At 67.9% G+C, this 21,870-nt stretch carries 20 protein-coding genes; 5 read left to right on the top strand and 15 right to left on the bottom strand.

Features of this window, described 5'->3' with window-relative positions; genetic code table 11:
- Window positions 1-22: 22 nt before the first annotated feature.
- The 8 genes from Q8O26_RS03180 to Q8O26_RS03145 all read right to left on the bottom strand — a co-directional run bounded on the left by Q8O26_RS03180 (window position 23) and on the right by Q8O26_RS03145 (window position 9,885).
- Window positions 23-724 (bottom strand): DnaA/Hda family protein, encoded by a 702-nt coding sequence (locus tag Q8O26_RS03180; protein ID WP_305573399.1) that lies wholly within the window; start codon window positions 722-724, stop codon window positions 23-25.
- 1 nt (window position 725) lies between these two features.
- On the bottom strand, window positions 726-1,829 hold the full coding sequence (locus Q8O26_RS03175) for an AI-2E family transporter (protein WP_305573397.1): 1,104 nt from the start codon (window positions 1,827-1,829) through the stop codon (window positions 726-728).
- A 112-nt stretch (window positions 1,830-1,941) separates the two neighbouring features.
- Window positions 1,942-2,472 (bottom strand): CDP-alcohol phosphatidyltransferase family protein, encoded by a 531-nt coding sequence (locus Q8O26_RS03170; RefSeq protein WP_305573395.1) that lies wholly within the window; start codon window positions 2,470-2,472, stop codon window positions 1,942-1,944.
- 101 nt (window positions 2,473-2,573) lie between these two features.
- The gene (locus Q8O26_RS03165) at window positions 2,574-3,455 is read right to left on the bottom strand and encodes an alpha/beta fold hydrolase (RefSeq protein ID WP_305573393.1); all 882 of its coding nucleotides are present in this window, start codon (window positions 3,453-3,455) and stop codon (window positions 2,574-2,576) included.
- Window positions 3,455-5,233 (bottom strand): aspartate--tRNA ligase, encoded by a 1,779-nt coding sequence (gene aspS, locus Q8O26_RS03160; RefSeq protein WP_305573391.1) that lies wholly within the window; start codon window positions 5,231-5,233, stop codon window positions 3,455-3,457. The genes Q8O26_RS03165 and aspS overlap by 1 nt, the downstream gene beginning before the upstream one ends.
- A 165-nt stretch (window positions 5,234-5,398) precedes the next feature.
- Window positions 5,399-7,027, bottom strand: a complete 1,629-nt coding sequence (locus Q8O26_RS03155) for an OmpA family protein (RefSeq protein WP_305573390.1) — start codon at window positions 7,025-7,027, stop codon at window positions 5,399-5,401.
- Between the two features lie 389 nt (window positions 7,028-7,416).
- Complete coding sequence (locus Q8O26_RS03150; protein WP_305573388.1) at window positions 7,417-8,778, bottom strand: porin; 1,362 nt, start codon at window positions 8,776-8,778, stop codon at window positions 7,417-7,419.
- Between the two features lie 639 nt (window positions 8,779-9,417).
- Window positions 9,418-9,885 (bottom strand): Lrp/AsnC family transcriptional regulator, encoded by a 468-nt coding sequence (locus tag Q8O26_RS03145; RefSeq protein WP_305573386.1) that lies wholly within the window; start codon window positions 9,883-9,885, stop codon window positions 9,418-9,420.
- Between the two features lie 316 nt (window positions 9,886-10,201).
- Here Q8O26_RS03145 and Q8O26_RS03140 point away from each other — a divergent pair, with 316 nt between their 5' ends.
- Window positions 10,202-10,975 carry an SDR family NAD(P)-dependent oxidoreductase gene (locus Q8O26_RS03140; RefSeq protein ID WP_305573384.1) on the top strand — a complete coding sequence of 258 codons (774 nt, stop codon included), beginning with the start codon at window positions 10,202-10,204 and terminating at the stop codon, window positions 10,973-10,975.
- Window positions 10,976-11,110: 135 nt separating this feature from the next.
- Window positions 11,111-12,952: a YbaL family putative K(+) efflux transporter gene (gene ybaL / locus Q8O26_RS03135; protein ID WP_305573382.1), complete on the top strand. Its 1,842-nt coding sequence runs from the start codon at window positions 11,111-11,113 to the stop codon at window positions 12,950-12,952.
- A gap of 18 nt (window positions 12,953-12,970) precedes the next feature.
- On the opposite strand, the gene Q8O26_RS03130 is transcribed toward ybaL, so the two are convergent.
- Both Q8O26_RS03130 and Q8O26_RS03125 read right to left on the bottom strand, forming a co-directional pair.
- Complete coding sequence (locus Q8O26_RS03130; protein ID WP_305573380.1) at window positions 12,971-14,548, bottom strand: ABC transporter substrate-binding protein; 1,578 nt, start codon at window positions 14,546-14,548, stop codon at window positions 12,971-12,973.
- Between the two features lie 101 nt (window positions 14,549-14,649).
- Complete coding sequence (locus Q8O26_RS03125) at window positions 14,650-16,140, bottom strand: amidase (protein ID WP_305573378.1); 1,491 nt, start codon at window positions 16,138-16,140, stop codon at window positions 14,650-14,652.
- 207 nt (window positions 16,141-16,347) lie between these two features.
- On the opposite strand from Q8O26_RS03125, the gene Q8O26_RS03120 reads away from it, so the two are divergent.
- Both Q8O26_RS03120 and Q8O26_RS03115 read left to right on the top strand, forming a co-directional pair.
- A complete protein-coding gene (locus tag Q8O26_RS03120; RefSeq protein ID WP_305573376.1) occupies window positions 16,348-17,508 on the top strand; it encodes a M20 aminoacylase family protein in 1,161 nt (386 codons plus the stop codon).
- A 108-nt stretch (window positions 17,509-17,616) separates the two neighbouring features.
- Window positions 17,617-18,984, top strand: a complete 1,368-nt coding sequence (locus Q8O26_RS03115; RefSeq protein WP_305573375.1) for a serine hydrolase — start codon at window positions 17,617-17,619, stop codon at window positions 18,982-18,984.
- A gap of 99 nt (window positions 18,985-19,083) precedes the next feature.
- Here the strand turns inward: Q8O26_RS03115 and Q8O26_RS03110 are convergent, their stop codons facing one another.
- The 5 genes from Q8O26_RS03110 to Q8O26_RS03090 all read right to left on the bottom strand — a co-directional run bounded on the left by Q8O26_RS03110 (window position 19,084) and on the right by Q8O26_RS03090 (window position 21,427).
- Window positions 19,084-19,737 (bottom strand): glutathione S-transferase family protein, encoded by a 654-nt coding sequence (locus tag Q8O26_RS03110; protein ID WP_305573373.1) that lies wholly within the window; start codon window positions 19,735-19,737, stop codon window positions 19,084-19,086.
- A 3-nt stretch (window positions 19,738-19,740) separates the two neighbouring features.
- Window positions 19,741-20,181, bottom strand: coding sequence for an SRPBCC domain-containing protein (locus Q8O26_RS03105; protein WP_305573409.1), 441 nt, complete (start codon window positions 20,179-20,181; stop codon window positions 19,741-19,743).
- The gene (locus Q8O26_RS03100; RefSeq protein WP_305573371.1) at window positions 20,088-20,537 is read right to left on the bottom strand and encodes a helix-turn-helix transcriptional regulator; all 450 of its coding nucleotides are present in this window, start codon (window positions 20,535-20,537) and stop codon (window positions 20,088-20,090) included. The genes Q8O26_RS03105 and Q8O26_RS03100 overlap by 94 nt, the downstream gene beginning before the upstream one ends.
- Before the next feature lie 65 nt (window positions 20,538-20,602).
- Window positions 20,603-21,142 (bottom strand): GNAT family N-acetyltransferase, encoded by a 540-nt coding sequence (locus tag Q8O26_RS03095; RefSeq protein WP_305573369.1) that lies wholly within the window; start codon window positions 21,140-21,142, stop codon window positions 20,603-20,605.
- Window positions 21,143-21,145: 3 nt separating this feature from the next.
- On the bottom strand, window positions 21,146-21,427 hold the full coding sequence (locus tag Q8O26_RS03090) for a DUF2917 domain-containing protein (protein WP_305573367.1): 282 nt from the start codon (window positions 21,425-21,427) through the stop codon (window positions 21,146-21,148).
- A 138-nt stretch (window positions 21,428-21,565) separates the two neighbouring features.
- On the opposite strand from Q8O26_RS03090, the gene Q8O26_RS03085 reads away from it, so the two are divergent.
- The coding region (locus tag Q8O26_RS03085) for a LysR family transcriptional regulator (RefSeq protein ID WP_305573365.1) at window positions 21,566-21,870 on the top strand (305 nt) is incomplete at its 3' end.

The raw sequence follows: 21,870 nt of genomic DNA, 5'->3' as shown, positions 1-21,870 counted from the left end.
AGAGAGAACGGGAGCCGACGGCTCAGATCAGGTTCGGTTGCATGATGCGGTCGAGAACCTGGGCCGCGAGAGGCCGGGTCAGCCTGCGTCCGGTTTCCAGCGCCTCGCGGTCGAGCGCGGCGACCAGCCGCCGCGCCGCGTCGAGCGATCGCTCCATCCGGCGGGCGAGATATTCCACCACCTCGGCATCGACCACCAGCTGGCGGTCGGCGAAGAGTTTCACGAGCACGGAACGCAGCAGTCCGTCCTCCGGCTCGGCGAGCGCCACGGCCGGCAAGGCCCGCAGCCGCGAAGCGAGGTCCTTCAGGCCGACACCCCATGACACCGGCGCCTCGCGGGCCGTCATCAGGACGAAGGCGTCCTCCTCCCGGGCGCTGTTGAGGAGGTGAAACAGTGCGACCTCGGAGGTTTTCGGCCCCGCATCCTCCAGAAGCAGGGCGCCGGTCGCCAGCGCATCGCCCGGGACCGTGCCTGCGAGATCCCGTGCGGCGAGGCGCCGGGCGCCCGCAAGATCCGCCCAGATGGCACCGAGATGGCTCTTCCCAGCCCCCGGCGGCCCGACGAGCGCCATCACCCGCGCCGGCCAGTCCGGCCAGGAGTCGACGAGTTCGAGCGCCGTCACGTTGCAGGGCGCGGCGAGGAAATCGTCCCGTGACAGGCTTTCGGGCAGGGCGAGATCCAGCGCCATCTGGCGTGGCCCGGCCTGGGGGGCGGTGGCAACCATCTCAATTCTCCGGCCGGGCCGGACCCTCATGCGGCCGCGACCGCGCCACCCCCGTATAGAGCGGGCTGGCGAGGTATTGCCTGATCGCGAACCGCGTCAAGACGCCGACCGAGGCCGCCAGCGGAACCGCCAGCATCAGGCCGGCAAACCCGAACAGCGCACCGAAGGAAAACAGCGCGAACATCAGCCAGACGGGGTGGAGGCCGACAGATTCGCCGACGAGATTGGGATAAAGCACATAGGATTCGAAAAAGATGCCGATCGCGAAGATCGAGAGAATGACCAGGACCATGGTCCAGTCCGGCCAGAACTGGACGATGGCGACGCCGACGGCGAGGGTCAGCCCGATGATCGAGCCAACATAGGGGATGAAGCTGAGGAAGCCGGTACCCAGACCGATCAGCAGGCCGAAATTGAGCCCCGCTCCCGTGAGCGACATGCCGTAAAAGATCATGAGCACGAAACAGACCGTCGCTTGTCCACGGACAAACCCGGCCATGGCGACATTCATCTCGCGCATCAGGCCGAGAATCGTCTCGCGATGCTGCAACGGCAGCCACGAATCGACCTTATCCATCATCCGCGGCCAGTCCTTCAGAAGGTAGAAGGCGACGACGGGCGTGATAATGAACAGGCCAAAAATGTAGATGAAGGTCGCCCCGCCCGTCCACAGGCTCTGCTGGACGAAGCCGGCGATCCACCCGGTCGATTGGGTGACGATGTCGGCGACGCTGCGCGAGACGTCCGGCAGCTGGTCGCCGAGCAGGCGCTGCAGCCATTCGCGGTTCTGCTCCGTGGCGAGCGCCTGCAACTGGACCACATAGCTCGGCAGCCTCGCCACGAAGGATGTGAGCTGATTGGCGAGGATCGGGACGATGACGACCGTCAGCATGATGAAGATGACGACGAAGGTGCCGATGACCGTCAGGGCGCCGATGGCACGGGGGACCTTGATCGCGGCCAGCCGGCTGACGATGGGATCGAGGAAATAGGCCAGCGCCAGCCCCGCGACGAACGGCAGGAGAATGCCGCGCAGCACGTAGAGCGACAGCGCCAGCACGGCGAGCCCGCCGATCCAGAAGCCGACCTGTCTCTGCAGCGTCAAGGGGGATACCTTTCTCGGCCGATACGGCGCGCACGCCGCCGGAACGGCACCGTCGCAAGGCGGGCGACCGCTTTCAAGGGGCGAAACGACCCGGCGTCTACGTCCACCGGACTCAATTGGACATATGGCGCGTCCAGCTGACCAGATAGGCCGCGGCGGAGGCGAGGGTGAGGACCGCCACGGCCCACATGCAGACGACAATCGCCCAGTCGAGATTGATCTCCAGACCCTTGGCCGCAAGGACCAGGGCGGCGAAGACGATCTGCGCCACCGTATTGGCCTTCGACACCATTAGCGGCTGGATGGCCAGTGGCCTCTCCATCAGGGTCGACAGCACCACGGCGCCGACGATCATGATGTCGCGCGACACGACCAGGATCGCGACCCAGGGCGGAATGAAGCCGAAAATCGCCAGCGACACATAGATCGAGACGATCAGCGTCTTGTCAGCGAGCGGATCCAGATAGGCGCCCAGTTCGGTCTGCTGGTCGAAATGCTTGGCGATATAGCCATCCACCGCATCGGTGATTCCCGCGATCACGAAGGCGGCCAGGGCGAGGGCCATTTGCCCCTGGGAGATGGCCCATACCACCACCGGCACCAGCAGGATGCGCAGCAGGGTCAGGAGATTTGGAATGTTCACAGTTGCGCAGTCGCGATAGCCCCGGGACGGAGACTTTAGTGTGCCGGCCCGGGACTGCCAAGACGGCGAAGGGCATAACCCCGGATGAAGGGTCCGGCGGTTCACTCCGGGTCGGAGCGCCGGATGAAGCTCTGGATGCGGCCGATGGACGGCCCGTCTGTCAGCAGGGGCGCGTGGCCCTGGCCCTGAACCGTCAGCACGTCGAGATCCGGCCGACGGTCGGCCATGGTGCCGACGGTCGCCGCACTGAGGATGTCGGAATGCTCGCCGCGGATGACCATGACGGGCACACCCACCAGCCCGTCGAATTGCGGCCACAGCGTCGGCATGGGTCTGTCGAAACTGACGCTCTCGAGGGTCTTGGTGAGCGCCGGATCGAAGGCGGCCATCAGCCGGCCGTCCCGCTCCATCCAGATATTGGCCGCCTGGCCGCGCCAGTCCGCGTCCGTGAGGACAGGAAAGCGCGACTGGCCGATGCTCTTCAGGAGCGCCACCGCCTCGTCGAGAGTCGCCGGGGTTGGCAGACGCCCGAGATAGCTCTTGATCCGCGCCAGCCCCGCCCCCTCGATCACCGGGCCTATGTCGTTAAGGATCGCGGCGGCGATGAGCGAGGGTCGTACCGCGCTCGTCAGCATGGTGAGGAGCCCGCCGCGCGAGGTACCGATAAAGACCGCGCGCGCGAGGCCGAGCGCCGTCGTCACCGTCAGGAGGTCTTCGAGTTCCACCGGAAGGGCGTAGTTCCGCCAGTCGGGATCTGAGGCCGACAGACCCCTGCCGCGATAGTCGAGGGCGATCACCTGCCGCACGGGCGCGAGCGCGCGCGCGAGAACGTCGAAGTCCCCGGAATGGCCGGCGAGACCCGCCAGGCAGAGCACCGGCAGCCGCCCGGGCGCCGGGCGACCGTAGAGACGGGCATGGAGCTTCAGGCCGTCGCGAGCCGTGACGAAACGGCTCTCGAAGGCGCCCTCGCCCGCACCCGCCATCACGGCTTCTTCGGATCGACGGCGATGCGGATGGAGAGTTCGCGCAGCTGTTTCGGGCTCGCCTCGTTGGGCGCCCCCATCAACAAGTCCTCGGCGCGCTGGTTCATCGGGAACAGCGAGATCTCGCGCAGGTTCTGCGTGCCGCAGATCAGCATGACGATGCGGTCGACGCCCGCCGCCATGCCGCCATGGGGCGGCGCGCCGTAGTGGAAGGCGCGATACATGCCGCCAAACCGCTCGACGACGGTCGCTTCGTCATAGCCGGCGAGTTCGAAGGCCTTCACCATGGCCTCGGGGCGATGGTTGCGGATGCCGCCCGAGGCGATCTCGTAGCCGTTGCAGGTGATGTCGTACTGGAACGCCTTGATCGACAGCGGCTCCTGCGTCTTCAGGGCCTCCAGGCCGCCCTGCGGCATGGAGAAGGGGTTGTGCGAGAAGTCGACCTTCTTCTCGTCCTCGTTCCACTCGTAGAAGGGGAAATCGACGATCCAGGCGAGCTCGAACCGGTCCTTGTCGATGAGGTTGAGCTCCTCGCCGACCTTCGTCCGGGCCATGCCGGCGAACTTCACGAACTTGTCCGGGTCGCCGGCGACGAAGAAGGCGGCATCGCCCTCCTTCAGGCCGAGCTGCTCGCGGACCGCCGCGGTGCGCTCCGGGCCGATATTGTTGGCGAGCGGGCCGGCGCCCTCGCCCCCCTCGCGCCACATGATGTAGCCGAGGCCCGGCTGGCCTTCGCCCTGCGCCCAGGCGTTCATGCGGTCGCAGAAGGCCCTCGAGCCGCCGGTCGGCCCCGGGATCGCCCAGACCTGGTTCTTCGGGTCCTCCAGCATGCGGGCGAAGACCTTGAAGCCCGACCCGCGGAAATGCTCGGAGACGTCCTGCATCACCAGCGGATTGCGCAGGTCCGGCTTGTCGGAACCGTATTTGCGCATGGATTCGGCGTAGGGGATCCGCGGGAACTCTTTCGTCACCGGCTTGCCCCCGGCGAAATCCTCGAAGACGCCGCGGATCACCGGTTCCACAGCCGCGAACACGTCCTCCTGCTCGACGAAGCTCATTTCGAGGTCGAGCTGGTAGAATTCGCCCGGCAGCCGGTCGGCGCGCGGGTCCTCGTCGCGGAAACAGGGCGCGATCTGGAAGTAGCGGTCGAAGCCGCTCATCATGATGAGCTGCTTGTACTGCTGCGGCGCCTGCGGCAGGGCGTAGAACTTGCCGGGATGGATGCGGCTCGGCACCAGGAAGTCGCGCGCGCCCTCGGGGCTCGACGCGGTCAGGATCGGCGTCTGGAACTCGAAGAAGCCCTGCCCCTTCATGCGGCGGCGGATGGAATCCACCACCTCGCCGCGCGTCATGATGTTCTTGTGCAGCTTCTCGCGGCGCAGGTCGAGGAAGCGGTATTTCAGCCGCGTCTCCTCCGGATAGTCCTGCTCGCCGAAGACCTGCAGCGGCAGCTCGTCGGCCTTGCCCAGCACTTCGAGCTCGGTGATGAAGACCTCGACGTCGCCGGTCGGGATCTTGCCGTTCCTCAGCCCCTCGTCGCGCGCCTTGACGCGGCCGTCGATGCGGATGACCCACTCGGCGCGGCAGCCTTCCAGCGCCTTGAAGGCCGGCGAATCCGGATCGGCCAGGCACTGGGTGATGCCGTAATGGTCGCGCAGGTCGACGAAGAGGATGCCGCCATGGTCGCGGATGCGGTGGCACCAGCCTGACAGGCGGACAGTCTCGCCCACATGGGCCGAACGCAGCTCGCCGCAGGTTTTCGAGCGATAGCGGTGCATGGTAGCCTCGAAGGTCTCGCAGGCGGCGCGGAGGGCGCGGCCCAAAAATTCAAACGTCGCGTCCCTTTAGCGGATGGATGCGCCCGCTTCAAACGGAAGCCGCGCAAAAGCAAGCATCGGACGGAACGGCGGAAATCCGCCGCACCCGCAGCCGGGGCCGAACCGTCAGCGGGCGATGATCTCGATGCGGCGGTTGCGCGCCTTGTTGGCCGGCGAATCGTTCGCCACCAGCGGTCGTGTCGCGCCGTGCCCTTCGGAGAGAAGGCGGCTCGCCTCGACCCCCTGGCGGACCAGAAGAACGACCACCGCCTGGGCACGGCGATGGCTGAGATCGACGTTCTGGGCGGGGATTCCATCGGAATCGGTATGACCCTCCACCGAAAACCGCACGGTTGGGCAGGCCGCCATCAGCGCCGCGATGCGCCTGAGACGCGCCTGGCTCTCCGGGCGCATCTCGTCGCGGCCGAACTGGAACACGATGCCGCCGGCAGCCATTTCCTGCGTGATCTGCCCGATGCAGGCGGCAGTCGATGGCGGGGCGGCGGGGGCAGCGACCGCCGTTGCGGCGGTGGCGGGGGCGGCGATGGCGGGCGCGGCGATCATGTGGGCCACCGTGAAGCCGAAGGGCGCCGAACCCTCGATGGCGGCACGGACAGCCGCGGCGGAAGTCAGCGAAGAGGCCTCCCCCGTCACGATCAGACGGGAATCGTAAAGCGTCGCGCGACCCCGTTCCAGCAGGACGAGCTGGCCCATGGCGGCGATGGCGGCCGGAACGAACCCTTGCGGCGCCCCGGCCGCCAGTTCCTGCGCCTCGGTCAATGCCAGCGGCGCGAACAGGGCCTCGGCAGCGGCCCGGATCTCCGCCCGCGCAGCCTCGGAAGGCACATAGCCCTGCAGGCGCACCCCCTCCGGTCCCTTCTCGGCGAACCAGCCATAGGGCGAGATGACAGGAGCGGCGATGGTGGCGCCGGCAAGCGTCAGACCTGCCGGCAGTGCCCCGGCGCGCAGGGCGAGATTGACTGCGGCGAAGCCGGAACGGTCGGCGGCCTGGCCCTCCAGCGTCAGCGCACGGTCGGCGACGGAGGCGGTGCCGGTCGTCAGGCGGGCCATCTGCGTCAAGGCAAAACGCGCCGCCGCCAGCCGGTCGAACCCGTCGGGCGCGCCCGCGGCGACGACGAGGCGGTCGGTGACGGGCCCGATCCCGAGTGAACCGGCGAAGGCGACGAGCGCCACCTTCTCCTCGGCAGCGGCGACGACACCGGACAGCACCAGCCCCTCCCCGCCACGGGTCAGCGACAGCGCGAAAGGCCGCACGAGCGGCGGCGACAGCGCCTGACGCTGCAGGCGGAAGCCTTGCGGAAGGGCCGCGAGCGCGGCTGAGACGGCGGCCTGCCCGGCGAGACCCTCGGGCCGCCCCTCGACCATGATGTCGGTCCCCGACAGGAGCACCGCTCCGGGCCGGAGGCGGGCGGCGAGCCCGGCCGCGAAGGTCGCGGCAGGCACGAAGCCGGCCGGCGCGCCTTCCGCCACGGCCGTCATGTCGATCACGGAGGTGTCGGCGGAAACGGCACGGATCGCCGCGAGCACCGCCTCGCGCACCGCTTCGCTCGGCACCGAACCACCGAGTGCGACCAGGTCGCCCTCGCGCACCAGGGAGAGCTGATAGGGTTCGGCGGAGGTCTGGGCGCGGGCCGGACCGGGTCCGGCGGAAGCCAGGAGGCCGGCGAGCACGGCGAGGCCGAGGAAGAGCCTGTACGCCCGCCGCATCGTGTCATCCCGGCGGATCGTCACCATGCTCGCTCTCCTGTTGCCGCGCGCGTCGCTGCCTGTGCGACGTCGCCGCGAATCCAGGCTGCAGAATAGCGTTTCGCATGCCGCCGGGCCACGCGCCGCGCAAGAGGCACGGATGACCGACAACCGTCGGAATGATTGAAGACTTCACGTCAAGCCATTGGCGTGGCGAGGCTATCGGCTCGCACAGCGCAGGATGGCCGCACCAATGCGATCAGCCGGCGCCGCAGCAAATCTCTCGCCCGCACCGCCGCAAACGCGACGACCGCAGCGCCTTGCCGGGTGGTCTGGACGGCGCGATCCCTCTTCGCCGTCACGCGGACACAAAAAAGAACCCCGGCGGTTGCCCGCCGGGGTCTTTTGGACTGGAACCGGTCTGGGACCGGACCCGATCAGAAGTTGCGCTGGACGCGGAACATGCCCGACCAGGCGTTCTGGGTGCCGATGGTGGTGCCGTTGGCAACGCCACCGTTGAGGTTGTTGCGCGAGGAGAGGTTCTGGTAGACGACCTCGACACCGAGGTCGAGGTTACGAACCGGCGACCAGATGGTGTTCACGCCAACCTGCCAGAAACGGAAGTCGTTCAGGTTGTTGACGATGGCAACGGCGCCGCCGGGGGCGTCGACGCTGACATACTTACCCCAGATGGCGGAGCGGAGAGCCGGGGTCCAGAAGTGGCGGAAACCACCGTGGATGGACCAGGCCTTGGACTTCACGATGCCGGTGCCGGCAGCGTTCGAAACGCCATCAGCGTAGGTCGAGGTCAGGAGACCCGTACCGACCGCCTGACGGGTCTGAACCAGACCGTCCGAGTTGTCGTTCGTGAAGGCGTAGGCGAGAGCACCGTCGGTGTAGACAGCCTGCAGCCAGAGCACGTCGCCGCGGGCGAGCATGTCGAGGTTCAGACGGACGCCACCGCCGACAGCCCAACCGGTCGACGAGCGACCAACACCACCGATGGTCGAACGGACCTCGTGGAAGGCTGCCATGACCTGAGCGGAGCCCCAGCCCTGGTCGACGCGGAGGTTACCGACGACGTCCGGGATGCCGTTGCCGTTGTAGATGACGCCGTTGGCGGCGACCGGAGCGGTGAAAGTCTGAACGCCAGCGATAACGCTGGTGGTCGTCAGAGCACCGATGCGGCGGAACTGCGGATCCTCAACCGAAACCGTGGCCGAGAAGCCCGAACCGAACGACGCCGTGTAGGCGATGAGGTTCGTCGAGTTGCGCGACGGGTCCATGGCGGCGCCCGACGAAGCAACGAACTGGACGTCGCCCTGGTAGAAGTTGAAGAACGAGGCCGAGTTACCGAACGTGAAGCCAGCGAACTGGATGAACGCGCGGGACATGTAGGCGGCCGAGGCCTGGCCGGTGACGCCGGCGCCGGTGGCGACAGCGAAGGGCAGGACGTTGTTGGCCGGGCCGCGCTGGACGAAGAACTCGCCGTAGGCGCGGAGGAGGCCGAACTCGGTGTTCGAGCGGGCGTCGAAGTTCAGAAGCAGGCGGGTACGCGTCGTGTAGGCGTTGTTGCCCGGCGCGAACGTCTGCGTCAGGTAGGCATCCATGCGGACGTAGCCGCCGATGCGAAGGCAGGTGTCGGTGCCCGGGATGAAGAAGAAGCCAGCGCCGTAGGTGTCGCAGATGCGAACGTACTCGGCGGGAGCTGCCTTGCCCGGGAGATCAGCTGCCTGAGCGCCAGTGAGGGCAACGAAGCCCGCTGCGGCGCCGAGAAGAAGGCTCTTAACCGTCTTCATTGTGTAGACCTCCAAATGTTTCTCCTGAGGGAGCCTGGTTCCTCGCCTTTGACGGCTTTGGTTCCGATAATTCCCCGTTTGGCCGCCTTTTCTGCTGTCGTGGCTGACTGCCGTTCGACCCCAGGAAGGGCGGTGCGACCGGGGTGCCCCCCTTCGTCGCCAAGTCACCATTACCGATGCCCCCGCGGCGATCAATGGAAAGAACGCCCCCGGGCGGGTCCGCGGCAGGCTTTGGGAGGAACTGTTGCAGGAAGGACACGCGATCCTTAACCACATGAGGGCCGCCGATTTTGCCTTCAAGTTTATGAAAATATTCGGCTTTTCACCAGTCACGGCGGCGTGAGGGCGTTAATTGCCCCGACCCGCGCCGCGGGCCGGAGGGGGCGTGCCGGGGTCGCCGGACGATAGCGCGGCGGTTCCTTCCCCGGAAGGCCTCATCAAAGCGAAAACCCACAAATGGGGTCTCTATCGGGCTCGTTTCCCTGTGATGCGGCCCCGAATCGTCGGCAATGCGGCCTGAAGTCCGATCCGGCGCGACGCCGGCACCAAAGACCCATGCGACTCGGCGCAAAGGGGCCCAAGAGGGGATTCGCCCCTCGCGAAAGCGGCCAGGCCGGCCGAGACGACGCGAATGGTTCGTCACCCCTTGGCCGCGACCGGCACTTCATAGGCCGTGGTCGACTTGATCCGCTCCATGGCGAAGCGCGAGGTGACGTTCTTCAGCGGGATGGTCTCGATCAGCCGCTTGTAGAAGGCGTCATAGGCGGCCATGTCGGTGACGACCACGCGCAGCATGTAGTCGACATCGCCGGCCATCCGGTAGAACTCCATCACCTCGGACATGCCCGACACCGTCTCGGCGAAACGCGCCAGCCATTCGCGGGAATGATCGGAGGTCTCGATTGAGACGAAGACCGTCAGGCCGAGGCCGAGCTTCTCCGGCGAGACCAGCGCGACACGCTTGATGATGTAGCCCGCCGCCTCGAGCTTCTGGATCCGCTTCCAGCAGGGGGTCTGCGACAGGTTGATGCGCGAGGCGAGCTCGGCGATCGAGATCGTCGCGTCGTCCTGGAGGAACGTCAGGATCTTCCGGTCGATGGCATCCATGGTCTTCCCCTTGTGTGAGTGTGACGCCGGGTCCGCGCCCGCATGGAAACAGAATAATTCCTCTTCTTAGCGCAGCCTGGCCGCCGTCTCACGAAATATTTTTCTCTTTTCGGCGAGGGCTTTCCGGGGGTCCGGCAGCCTGATGCCCGCCTGACGAAAGGGCGCAGCCCCTTGCATCGGCGCCGGCCTGCCAGCACCTTGGCGCCAGCGGCCATCCGCCCAAGACCGCAGAGGAAATGACCATGTCCACCGTTACGGCCGGCACGCCCCGGCGCCTCCCCCCTATCGCCGTTGCCCTCTCCGGGAGGCCCGCGCGATGAGCCAGCCCTCCACGTCCCTGTCTCTCGCCGGGCTCAATGCCCTCGTCATCGGCGGCTCCAGCGGCATCGGCGAGGCGATCGCCCACGGCTATGCCGAGGCCGGAGCCCGCGTCGCCATCGCGGCCCGCAGCCCGGACAAGCTGAACGAGGCCACCGCGCGCCTCGCCGCCGCCTATCCTGGCTCGAAGGGCTATGTCGCCGACGTCACCGACGCAGGCGATCTGGCGCGCCTCGCCGAGACCGTCGCGCGCGATTTCGGACCGGTCGACATTCTCGTGCCGTGCCAGGGCACGACGATCATCAAGCCGACGCTCGACTTCACTCCCGCGGAGATCGACCTGATCTTCCGCACCAACCAGACCAGCGTGTTCTTTTCCTGCACCACCTTCGGCCGGGCCATGGTCGAACGCGGCAGCGGCGCCATCATCAACATTGCCTCGCTCTCGGCGCATCGCGGCTGGCCCAAGGCCTGCCCCTATGCCATGACCAAACATGCCGTCGTCGGCCTGACGCAGACCCTCGCCGCCGAATGGGCGCCGCAGGGCGTCAGGGTCAACGCCATCTCGCCGGGCTTCTTCATGACCGAACTGAACGCGGCGAAGATGCCGGCCGACCGCAAGGAGAACGCCTTGCGCCGCACGCCGATGGGGCGCTGGGGCCAGACACGGGAACTGGTGGGCGCCGCGGTCTACCTCGCCTCGCCGGCCGCCAGCTTCGTCACCGGCACCGTCATCGCCGTCGACGGCGGCTATCTCGCCTCGGGGATCTAGACCCACGTTTCGACGTGATTTCGGCCGGTTCCCCGGCGGGGAATGTTGTCTCGCCGGGGAGCAGTCCCCATAATGACTGGACCGGCGCCCGCCGCCCGGTTCCCTGCCATCATGTTCGAGGATGAAGGCCGCCCGATGCCGCACGACACCCCGTTGATCGCCACCATCGTCGCTGGTCTCGGGCTCGCCTTCATCTTCGGTCTCATCGCCAACCGGCTGAAACTGCCGACCCTCGTCGGCTACCTGCTCGCCGGTATTCTCATCGGGCCGCACACGCCGGGATACGTCGCCGACCAGAAGCTCGGCACCGAACTCGCCGAGATGGGCGTCATCCTGCTGATGTTCGGCGTCGGCCTGCATTTCTCGCTCAAGGACCTGCTCTCGGTGCGCGCCATCGCGGTGCCCGGCGCCGTCGTGCAGATGGCGACGGCGACTCTTTTGGGCATGGGGCTGGCCTGGCTGCTCGGCTGGCCGATTGGGGCCGGCATCGTCTTCGGCCTCGCCCTGTCGGTCGCCAGTACCGTGGTCCTGCTCAGGGCGCTGCAGGAACGCCGCATCATCGAGACCGAACGCGGCCGCATCGCGGTCGGATGGCTTATTGTAGAGGACATTGCCATGGTCCTGGCGCTGGTCCTGCTGCCGGCGCTGGCGGGCGTGCTGGGCGGGGCGCCCCAGACGAGTGCCGCGAGCGATCCCTTCGTGCAATGGCTCGGCCTCGGCGTCGGCGGCGTCATCCTCGTGACACTGCTGAAGGTGCTCGGTTTCGTCGCGGTGATGCTCGGGCTCGGCCGCAAGGTCATCCCCTGGCTGCTGAGCTACGTCGCCCATACCGGGTCGCGCGAACTGTTCCGCCTCGCGGTCCTCGCCATAGCGCTGGGCGTCGCCTTCGGTGCCGCCAAGCTCTTCGGGGTGTCCTTCGCGCTCGGCGCCTTCTTCGCCGGCATGATCATGAGCGAATCCGAGCTCAGCCACCGCGCGGCGGAGGAATCGCTGCCGTTGCGCGATGCCTTCTCGGTGCTGTTCTTCGTCTCGGTCGGCATGCTGTTCAACCCCTGGACGCTGCTGACCGCCACCTGGCCGATCCTGGCGACGCTGTTCATCATCATCATTGGCAAGTCGCTGGCCGCCTTCCTGATCGTCGTCGCCTTCCGCTACCCCGCCGGAACCGCCCTGACGATCTCCGCCTCGCTGGCCCAGATCGGCGAGTTCTCGTTCATTCTCGCCGAGCTGGGCGTCGGGCTGAAGCTCCTGCCGCCGGAAGGCCGCGACCTGATCCTCGCCGGCGCCATCCTGTCCATCATGCTGAACCCGGCGGTCTTCGCCGGCGTCGGCTGGCTCAAGCGGCGGTTCGATCTGACAGCGGCCCATCCCCCCGAGCCGGCTGCCCGCCGAGAGGCTCCCGCGGCCCCACCCACGGCGGCCCCTGTCGAGGACGACGAGACACCGCAGAGCACCGGCCTCACCGGGCATACGATCCTGGTCGGCTACGGCCGGGTCGGCAGCCTCGTCGGCGAGGGCCTCCGCGCCAAGGGCGTGCCCTATCTCGTCATCGAGGACGCCACCCGGCCCCAGGCCCGCCTGCGCAACGAGGGCGTCGAGACCATCACGGGCAACGCCGTCCAGGAGGACATCCTGGCCAGCGCCAACATCGCCGGCGCCCAGCGTCTGATCGTCGCGATTCCCAGTGCTTTCGAGGCCGGGCAGATCGTCGAGACCGCGAAGGCGGCCAATCCGGGCCTCATCGTCATCGCCCGTGCCCATTCCGACGCGGAGGTCGAGCACCTGAAGGGCCTCGGCGCCGGCGTGGTCATCATGGGTGAAAGGGAAATCGCCCGCGGCATCATCGGCGAGATCCCCACACCGACGCGGCCGGGACCGGCGACGGTCGCGGCTCATCCCCACGACCTGCCCTTCGTCCCGCTGGACGAGCCCCCGGCCGCGGCGGACCACAAGCCCCGCGACGCGACAGCGTCCTGAGGCCGCGCGCCGGGTGCCTCAGGCGCGCTTGAGGCTCCAGGGATAGGGCGCCGAGCCTTGCGGCATGCCGGTCAGCGTCTTGCGATAGGCCGTGCGCAGGGTGAACTGGCCGAGCGGCACCGTCGCCACCTCCTCGAGCGCCAGACGGCCGAGTTCGCGTGCCGCCTTCTGCTGTCCTGCCGTGTCCGGTGCGTAGAGCCATTCCTCGGTCAGCGCCTCGGCCTTCGGGCTGTCCCACCAGCCGAACCAGCCGCGCGCGGCCTGACCGCGCACCAGCAGCGATGTCGCCGGCGTGCCCCAGCCGGAAGCCGGACCCGTCGTGTGGAAGATGCTCCAGCCGCCCTTGTCCGTCGCCTCGCGGTTGCCACGGCGCTGGATGACGGTGCCCCAGTCGGTCTCGGCCAGTTCCACGTTCATGCCGATCTTCTGCAGGATGTCGGCGGTCACCTGCCCGAGTGGGCCGATGTCCGGAAAATCGGTCGGGTTGATGATGACGACCTTTTCACCCGCATAGCCCGAAGCCTGGAGGGCCGCCTTGGCCTTGTCGATCGACTGCGGCATCAGGTCTTCCTGCTCGCCGCTGTAGTAGGGCGTGCCCTGCGGCCAGAGGCTCCGGCAGATCGTCCAGGCGGAGGTGTCGTTGCCCTGCGACCCCCGCATGTAGTCTTCCTGCATCGCGGCCATCCGCACGGCCTGGCGCACCTTCACGTTGTTGAAGGGGGCCTGGAGATGGTTGAGGCGCATGATGGCGAGGCGGCCCGACGGATCGGTCACCTCGCGCGTGATGTCACGAGAACGGGCGAGCAGCGGCTGCAGGTCGGCCGGCGGGCGCTCCCACCAGTCCATCTCACCGCGCATGATGGCGTTCGCCGCGGTGGAGGTGTCGGGCATGATGTGCCATTCGATGCGCGGGAAATGGGCGATCTTGCCCCCTGCCCCGCGGCTCGAAGGCTCCTGGCGCGGCACGTAGCCGTCGAACTTCTCGTAGACCACGCGGCTGCCGGAATTGTACTCGCCGGGGACGAAGCGGTAGGGGCCCGAACCGATCATCTCGGTGACCTGCCGGGTGGCTTCCGTCTTGGCGTGGCGCTCCGGCATGATGAAGGCCGGCGTGTCGGGCTTTCCGAGCGCGTCCAGCAGCAGCGGGAACGGCCGCTTCAGCTTCAGGTCGAACGTGCGGTCGTCGACCACCTGCCAGCTGTCGATGACCCTTCCGACCAACTGGCCGAACGGGTCTCGCTGTGTCCAGCGCATGATGGAGGTGATGCAATCGACGGGGCGCACCGCCTCGCCGTCGTGGAACTTCAGGCCGGCACGCAGCTTGAAGCGCCAGCGCAGCCCGTTGTCGAGCACCTCGTGGCCCTCGGCCATCTGCGGCTGCGGCTGGAACGCCATATCCGCCCCGAAGAGCGTGTCGTAGACGTAGTAGCCGTGATTGTTGGTGACCGTCGCCGTCGTCCAGATTGGGTCAAGCGACGAGAGATTCGCCTGCGGAATGAACCGCATGGTGGAGGCGCGCCAGTCCTGCGCCAAAGCGGGCGACGCTACCAGCGAGACGGCGGCCGCCTTCAGCAGCGTGCGTCTGTCGATACCCATATGCAGATCCCCCGTCATGCGGCTGCACCCACGGTCAGGCGACGCCAGCGGCATCGTGGCGCGGTCCGGGGCGCCTTGCAATCCCGGCCCGCGCGGGCCCGTCAGTCGAAGCCGAGGAAACCCGGCATGGCGCTGATCGGCGGCGCGGCCGCCAGCCTGACGAGGTCGGGAACCGGACGGGCGGTCCTGGGATCGCCGGCCAGTTCGCGCTCCAGCGCCGCCGCCACGGCGAGCACCTTGGCGTCGCCACCGCGCGGCCCGACGATCTGCAGCCCAAAGGGCATGCCCGCGTGGTCGAGGCCCACCGGCAGCGACAGGGCGGGATGGCCGACATTGGTCACTGCATAGGCATTGGCGAGCCAGTGGAAATAGCTGCGCGTCGGCTGGCCGTCGATCTCGGCGGGGTAGAGTTCCGACCAGGGCCGCGGGCTCAGCGTCACGGCGGGAGACAGGATCACGTCATAGCGGTCGAAAAACCGCTGCCAGCTCTTGTAGAGGACAGTCTGCTGCTTCAGCGCCCGCGTCACGTCGAGTGCCGAGTAGGTCAGGCCTTCCTCGACATTGGTACGCACATTGGGGCCGACGAGCTCGGGCGTGTCGCGCACCCGCTCATACATGCCGGCCATGAAGGCGACCGACCGCAGCACTTCGAAGGTCTCGTCCGTGCCGGCGCAATCCGGCGTCGCCTCGTCGACCCCGGCGAAGAGATGGCCGAAGAGCGCGACCTTCTCGGCGAAGACGGCACGGATGTGTTTCTCGGTGGGGCTGAAGCCGAAATCGGGCGTCACCGCGACACGCAGTCCCGCAAGGTCGATCTCCGCCGGCATGGCGAAGTCCTCGGCCCGGCGCACGGTGCGGCCATGGATGGTCGTCGCCAGCGGATCGCAGGCATCGTCCGAGACCATGGCGGAGAGGAGCAGGCAGAGATCCGGCACGGTGCGGGCCATCGGCCCGAGCACGCTGAGCGGGTTCCAGCCGAGCGGTCGCTTGTCGCTCGGCACGAGCCCCGGCGACGGACGGAAGCCGACAATGCCGTTGAAGGCGGCGGGATTGCGCAGCGAGCCGCCGGTATCCGATCCCGTGGCGATCGGCACCATGCCGCAGGCAAGCGCGACGCCGGAACCGCCGGAGGAACCGGCCGCGGAGCGGGTGGGATCGAAGGGATTGCCGGTCGCGCCGTAGACGGAATTGCGGGTATTGGCGCCGGCGCCCCATTCCGGCGTGTTCGTCTTACCGAGGACAATGGCGCCGGCATCCCTGACGGACTTGACGATGAGCTGGTCTTCCTCCGGCACGAAATCCTTGAAGATCAGGCTGCCATAGGTCGTCCTGAGACCCTTGGTGTTCTCCAGGTCCTTCACGCCCACCGGCAGGCCGTGGAGAGCGCCGAGAGCATCGCCACGCGCCACGGCCGCGTCGGCAGCCTTGGCGGCGGCCCGCGCCGCGGCATCGTCCCGCGCCACCATGCAGTTCACAGCCGGGTCGACGGCGTCGGTGCGCGCGATACAGCTCTCGACGAGCTCGGTGGCGGAAAGCTTCTTCGCACCGATCAGGCGGCGCGCTTCGACGGCGGAGAGATCACAGGGGTTCATGAAGGACTGTCTCGGACATGGACGATGGCAATGGCTCATCCTTGGCCGCGCGGCCGCCGCCATGCAATCGGGTGGCCCGACCGGCATGGCTGCCGCGCAAGGATCGCGGGCGGCACCGGCAATGCCCGCATGGCCGTCCGCACCGAGCGCGGTTATGGTCGCAGCCTGGCCACCTGCCGAACCGTTCCGAGCCCCTGAGAGCCTGCCATGCCGATCCCCGACAAGATCTACGCCCTCGCCCCTGAAATGACCGCCTGGCGGCACGACTTCCACGCCCATCCGGAAATCGGCTTCGAGGAGACGCGCACCTCCGAGATCGTCGCCAGGGCGCTGGAGGGCTGGGGCTACGAGGTCCATCGCCATGTCGGCAAGACTGGTGTCGTCGGCCGCCTGAAGGTCGGCACGTCCCCCCGCTCCGTCGGCCTGCGCTGCGACATGGACGCGCTGCCGATGCACGAGATCACCCAGCTCGCCTATCGCTCGAAATTCGAGAACCGCATGCATGCCTGCGGCCATGACGGCCACACCGCCAGCATGCTGGGGGCCGCCAAATATCTCGCCGAAACCAGGAATTTCGACGGCACGGTGACGCTGATCTTCCAGCCGGCCGAGGAAGGCGTCGGCGGCGCCAACGCCATGCTCGCCGACGGGCTCTTCGACCGCTTTCCCTGCGACACCGTCTTCGGCTTCCACAACTCGCCGAAACTCGACGTCGGCAAGTTCGCCATCCGTCCCGGCCCGATGATGGCGGGCGGCGCCTTCTTCGACATCAAGGTGCAGGGCCGCGGCTCCCACGGCGCCCATCCCGAGCACTCCATCGACCCGGTGCTCACCGCCTGCCAGATCGTCACGGCGTTGCAGTCCATCGTTGCGCGCAATATCGGCGCCGTCGACCAGGGCGTCATCTCGGTGACGCGGATCGAGGGCGGCGACGCCTACAATGTCGTGCCCGACACGGCCTGGATCCGCGGCACGGCCCGCTTCTTCAAGCCCGAGATCGGCAAGCTGATCGAGGACAACATGAAGCGCATGGCAAAGGGCGTCGCCAGCGGCTTCGGCGCCACCGCCGAGGTCGACTGGCGCCTCATTTTCGCTCCCCTCCACAACACGCCTGACGAGGCGACCTTTGCCGCCGACGTCGCCGCGGAGATCGCCGGCGAGGCCAATGTCGAACGCAACCGCTCGCTCATCATGGGCTCGGAGGACTTCTCCTTCATGCTGGAGAAGGTGCCCGGCGCCTATATCAACATCGGCAATGGCGATTCCGCCCAGGTCCACAACCCCGCCTACGACTTCAACGACAAGCTGCTGCCCTATGCCGCCGCCTTCTACGCGCGCGTCGTGGAGAAGAAGCTCGCCGCTGCCTGACCGGCCCGCCGGGAGGTCGCCCTTTCACCATCCGGCGATCTCCCGCTTTCCCCCTGTCGCAGCGCCGTGCCAAAGTCCGGCCGACATGCATTGCAAGGGGGTTGGACCATGGACGCCTGGCTGAGGGCTGCGCTCGACTACGTGCCGCGCTGGATCGATTTTCAGGTCCAGCACGTCGACCAGCCCGGCTGTTCCATCGCCGTTGCCCACCGGGGCGAGATCGTGCTGGAGGAGGCTTTCGGCACGGCCGACCTGTCCACCGGCGAGGCGCTGACCCCGCGCCACCGCTTCCGCGTCGCCTCCCATTCCAAGACCTTCACCGCCGCCGGCATCCTCAAGCTCAAGGATCGCGGCCTGCTGCGCCTCGACGATGCCGCCGGCACCTTCGTCCAGGGCCTGCACGAAGAGGCGGCCGCCGCGACCCTGCAGCAGCTTCTCTCCCACAGCGCCGGCTATGTCCGCGACGGCGCCGATGCCGGCTATTTCGGCGACCTCAGGCCCTTCCTCACCGCAGCGCAACTGCGCGAGGAACTGGCCCTGCCCCCGCCCCTGCCGGCCGGCCAGCGCTTCAAATATTCCAACCACGGCTATGGCATTCTCGGCCTCGTCGTCGAGGCGGTGACCGGCGAGCACTACCGCGACTGGATCATGCGCGAGATCGTGGCACCGGCCGGCCTGACCGAGACCTATGCCGATATCGGGCTGATGAGCGCCGGCACGCTGGCCAAGGGCCATTCGACCCGCCTGCCCTTCGGCAAGCGGCTGGTCATCCCCGGCAATGCCCCGACCGCCGACCTCGCCTGCGCCACCGGCTTCGTCTCCACGGCCGCCGACCTCGCGCGCTTCTTCTCTCAACTCGCCCCCGCCTCGCCTGCGGCGCTGCTCTCCGCCGCCGCCCGCCGCGACATGACACGGCGCCACTGGCGCGACGGCGAATCGACGCTGGAGCGCTACTATGGCCTTGGCACCATCTCCGGCACGGTCGCCGGCTGGGACTGGTTCGGCCATTCCGGCTCCTTCGCCGGCACGCTGTCGCGGACGGCGGTCTTCCCTGCCCAGGACCTCGCCGTCTCGGTCCTGACCAACGCCATCGACGGCCCGGCCCAGGCCTTCGTCGACGGCATCGCCCATATCCTCAAGGCCTTCGAGAAGAATGGGCCGCCGACGGAGGAGGTCGCCGACTGGGCGGGGCGCTGGTGGACGCTCTGGGGCGCCGTCGATCTCGTGCCCGTCGGCGACAAGGTCCTCGCCTCGCCGCCGGTGCTCAACCCGCCGCTCGCAGAGGTCAGCGAGATCACCGTCACCGGTCTCGACGCCGGGCTGATCACCCGCGCGCCGGGCTTCAGCCAGGCCGGCGAAGCCGCGACCCGCATGCGCGACGCCGACGGCGAGATCAGTGCGATCTGGCTCGGCGGCGTCCGCCTCATCAGCGAATTCGCCTTCGCCGAGGAGGCCGGCACCCGCTACGGCGGGTGACGCTTCCGTCCGGGCCTGTCCGCCAGAAAAATGGCAAGAATGACAGGAATGCGGTCCTACTAGCCCGCTGCAACCACTTCGCGTTCCGGTTGCATGCGATCAGGCCGCCGAGGCTGGAACCGGTGGGAACGGCGCCAGCCAGGCATCGTTCTGCGCCAGCCGCTCGTGCCAGCGCTCCACCGCCGGGAAATCCGCCAGCGGTATCCCCGCCCTGTCTGCGTAGGGAAAGGTGATGGCCACGGCGACGTCGGCCACGGTCAGGCCGGAGCCGACCAGCATGTCACGGTCGGCGAGATGGGCCTCCAGCACAGCCAGGCCCTTGCGGACACGTTTCAGCGCAGCGGCTTCGACGGCAACGTCGACCAGACCCAGGCCGAAATCGCTCCGGATGACGTGCTCGAAATAGAGGGTGCCGGCCTGCGGATTGAACTCGTGAGCCGCCCAGCTCAGCCAGCGCAGCACCTCGACCTGGTCGCGCGGAGCGGCCGGCCAGATGTCCGACCCGACGCGGTTCGCGATATGGACCATGATCGCGTCGGATTCCCACAGGGTCACGTCGCCGTCGACAAGCACGGGCACCTTGCCATTGGGATTGAGCGCCCGGAAGGCCGGCGCGCGATTCTCACCCTTGCCCAGATGGACCCGGACGAAGTCAACCGGGGCATCGATGTGCCGGGCGACGAAACAGGTCTTCCGCGGCATCATCGTGCAGTCGTAGTAGAGGCGCATCCGGCCCGCCATCGGCTTGTCCATGGGTCAGCGCTCCCTTGAGAAATAGGCTTCCAGCTTGTTGAGCGAGGCGGTCCAGCCACGCGTATGGCTGAGGCGGGCCGCCTCGTCGAAGAATTGTTCATGGATGAGGGTGAGCATGCAGCCCTCGCCGTCGGGCCGGCAGCGGACGGTCACCCGGGACACCCGTTCCGGCGTCGACTTCCAGAACCAGGAAAAGACCAGCGTCTCGCCCGGGACCACCTCCTGATAGGTGCCGTGGACGTCGTGACGCTCGCCCGCATAGGCGAAGCCGATGCGGAAGTCGCCGCCGACGCGGACGTCCATGTCGGCGACGATCATGTCGTCCGGCGTGCCCGGCCCCCACCATTGCGCTAGTTTTTCGGGGTCCGTCCACGCCGCGTAGACACGGGCGGGCGCGGCGTTGAACCATCGCCGGAGGGTAAGGCTCGGCTTGGCTGCGGCGATGGCGCCGCCGCCGGTGCTGTAGATGGGTCGGGACTGGGCGGACATGTCTCTTCCTCCAGGAAGGCTTGCAACCGGTCGAGCCGGCCGGTCCAGAAGATCTGGTAGTGGGCGAGCCAGTTCACCGCCTCCTCCATCGGAGCGGCGTTCAGCCGGCAGAGCACGGTCCGCCCCGCCTTGGTGCGGGTGACGAGGTCGGCATCCGCCAGCACGTCGAGATGCTTCATCACCGCCGGCAGCGACATGGTGAAGGGCCGGGCGAGATCGCTGACCGACATCTCGTCGGTGGAGGCGAGTTGGGCCAGCAGCGCGCGCCGCGTCGGATCGGCAAGAGCCTGGAAGGTGCGATTGAGCGGCAACGCCTGATGCTTAACCATAGAGTTAAGCGTTAGGGCGGCGGAGCAACGCTGTCAAGCGGGGAGCATCATGCCACCTGGTGCAGCGCGTAACCCGTGGCGACAGCGGTGCCGAGCGGTCGCGACAGCGCGACGAGACGGGGATCATTGCGCGAGAACCCCGCGGAGAAGCCGGCACGCTCCGCCAGCGCCAGCATGCGTCGGTTGCCCTGGAGCACCTCGCCGTGGAGAAAGCGAGCCCGCGGCACGGCACGGCGGGCAAGGCTCGCGACCAGCGCCCGGCCGATGCCCTGTCCCTGCCAGGCATCGGCCACCGACAGCGCGAATTCGGCGCGGCCATTACTGCCGAAGGCGCAGACCGCCTCACCCACCATCATCATCTCGCCGCCGGTCTCGACCAGCCCCGCCAGCGCGAACACGCCGGGGCCAGCGATAAGACGCAGCGCCTCGGCCTCAGTGATGCGATTGACCCCGCCGAGGAAGCGGCTGTGTCGGGAGGCCGGCGTCAGGGCCGCGATATGGGCGACGAGGAGCGGCGCCTCCGCGGCGCCGAGCGTGCGGAGTGTCAGGAGCCCGGCGGCGAGCGCCACATGTTCGGCCACGCCCATGGCTCAGGCCGCCCGGCTGGCGGGTACGGGGCTTTCCCCGGCCGGCGCGGGCGCCGCCTCGATCTGCAGCATCGCCGGCCCGGCAATGGCGCAGACCAGCGTCAGCCCGCCGCGGTCGACGACGAAGGCCTCCCCCGCCACGACCAACATATCGCGGGGATCGTCCTGCAGCGTGATCCACAGGGCTCCGGCGAGGGCGCGGATGCGGGAGCCCTCGGCCTCGGAAAGGCGGATGATGCCTCCCCGCACGAGGGCGACGCGAACGGATCGGTCGAGACAGACCATGGCGGCCTCGTTGGATGAGTGAAAGGCATGCGAAAGGCGGTTGGACGGCGCGACATCGACACCGATCTTCGTCTAATCTGCTGGCCCTTCCTGCATCGCACAAACGATCAAATCTCACGCACAGGATGATTTCTGCTCATGGCACGCAAACGCTATGATCTGCCCCCGCTGGGCTTCGTCCAGGGTTTCGAGGCTGCCGCCCGCACTCTCTCCTTCACCCGTGCAGCCGACGAACTCGCCCTCACCCAGTCCGCCGTGAGCCGCCAGATCAAGACGCTGGAGGAGCATCTCGGCGTCACCCTTTTCGAGCGCCGCCACCGCACCCTGGCCCTCACCGAGGACGGCCGCGCCTTCCAGCGCATCGCTGTGGACGTGCTCGACCGCCTGCAGGGCGCCATCAACCAGATGCGCGCCCGCGGCGCCGACAACCAGCTCGCGGTGAC

This window comes from Phreatobacter sp. (assembly GCF_030691135.1).
Taxonomy (GTDB): domain Bacteria; phylum Pseudomonadota; class Alphaproteobacteria; order Rhizobiales; family Phreatobacteraceae; genus Phreatobacter.
Note: the sequence above shows the minus strand (reverse complement) of the source record. Positions and strands in the feature narration are given on the sequence as shown.

Excerpts from the sequence above, each read along its gene's own strand:
- Q8O26_RS03180 (WP_305573399.1), bottom strand. The coding sequence starts at position 724 with ATGGTTGCCACCGCCCCCCAGGCCGGGCCACGCCAGATGGCGCTGGAT.
- Q8O26_RS03165 (WP_305573393.1), bottom strand. The coding sequence starts at position 3,455 with ATGGCGGGTGCGGGCGAGGGCGCCTTCGAGAGCCGTTTCGTCACGGCT.
- aspS (WP_305573391.1), bottom strand. The coding sequence starts at position 5,233 with ATGCACCGCTATCGCTCGAAAACCTGCGGCGAGCTGCGTTCGGCCCAT.
- Q8O26_RS03155 (WP_305573390.1), bottom strand. The coding sequence starts at position 7,027 with ATGGTGACGATCCGCCGGGATGACACGATGCGGCGGGCGTACAGGCTC.
- Q8O26_RS03150 (WP_305573388.1), bottom strand. The coding sequence starts at position 8,778 with ATGAAGACGGTTAAGAGCCTTCTTCTCGGCGCCGCAGCGGGCTTCGTT.
- Q8O26_RS03145 (WP_305573386.1), bottom strand. The coding sequence starts at position 9,885 with ATGGATGCCATCGACCGGAAGATCCTGACGTTCCTCCAGGACGACGCG.
- Q8O26_RS03140 (WP_305573384.1), top strand. The coding sequence starts at position 10,202 with ATGAGCCAGCCCTCCACGTCCCTGTCTCTCGCCGGGCTCAATGCCCTC.
- ybaL (WP_305573382.1), top strand. The coding sequence starts at position 11,111 with ATGCCGCACGACACCCCGTTGATCGCCACCATCGTCGCTGGTCTCGGG.
- Q8O26_RS03130 (WP_305573380.1), bottom strand. The coding sequence starts at position 14,548 with ATGGGTATCGACAGACGCACGCTGCTGAAGGCGGCCGCCGTCTCGCTG.
- Q8O26_RS03125 (WP_305573378.1), bottom strand. The coding sequence starts at position 16,140 with ATGAACCCCTGTGATCTCTCCGCCGTCGAAGCGCGCCGCCTGATCGGT.
- Q8O26_RS03120 (WP_305573376.1), top strand. The coding sequence starts at position 16,348 with ATGCCGATCCCCGACAAGATCTACGCCCTCGCCCCTGAAATGACCGCC.
- Q8O26_RS03115 (WP_305573375.1), top strand. The coding sequence starts at position 17,617 with ATGGACGCCTGGCTGAGGGCTGCGCTCGACTACGTGCCGCGCTGGATC.
- Q8O26_RS03110 (WP_305573373.1), bottom strand. The coding sequence starts at position 19,737 with ATGGACAAGCCGATGGCGGGCCGGATGCGCCTCTACTACGACTGCACG.
- Q8O26_RS03095 (WP_305573369.1), bottom strand. The coding sequence starts at position 21,142 with ATGGGCGTGGCCGAACATGTGGCGCTCGCCGCCGGGCTCCTGACACTC.
- Q8O26_RS03090 (WP_305573367.1), bottom strand. The coding sequence starts at position 21,427 with ATGGTCTGTCTCGACCGATCCGTTCGCGTCGCCCTCGTGCGGGGAGGC.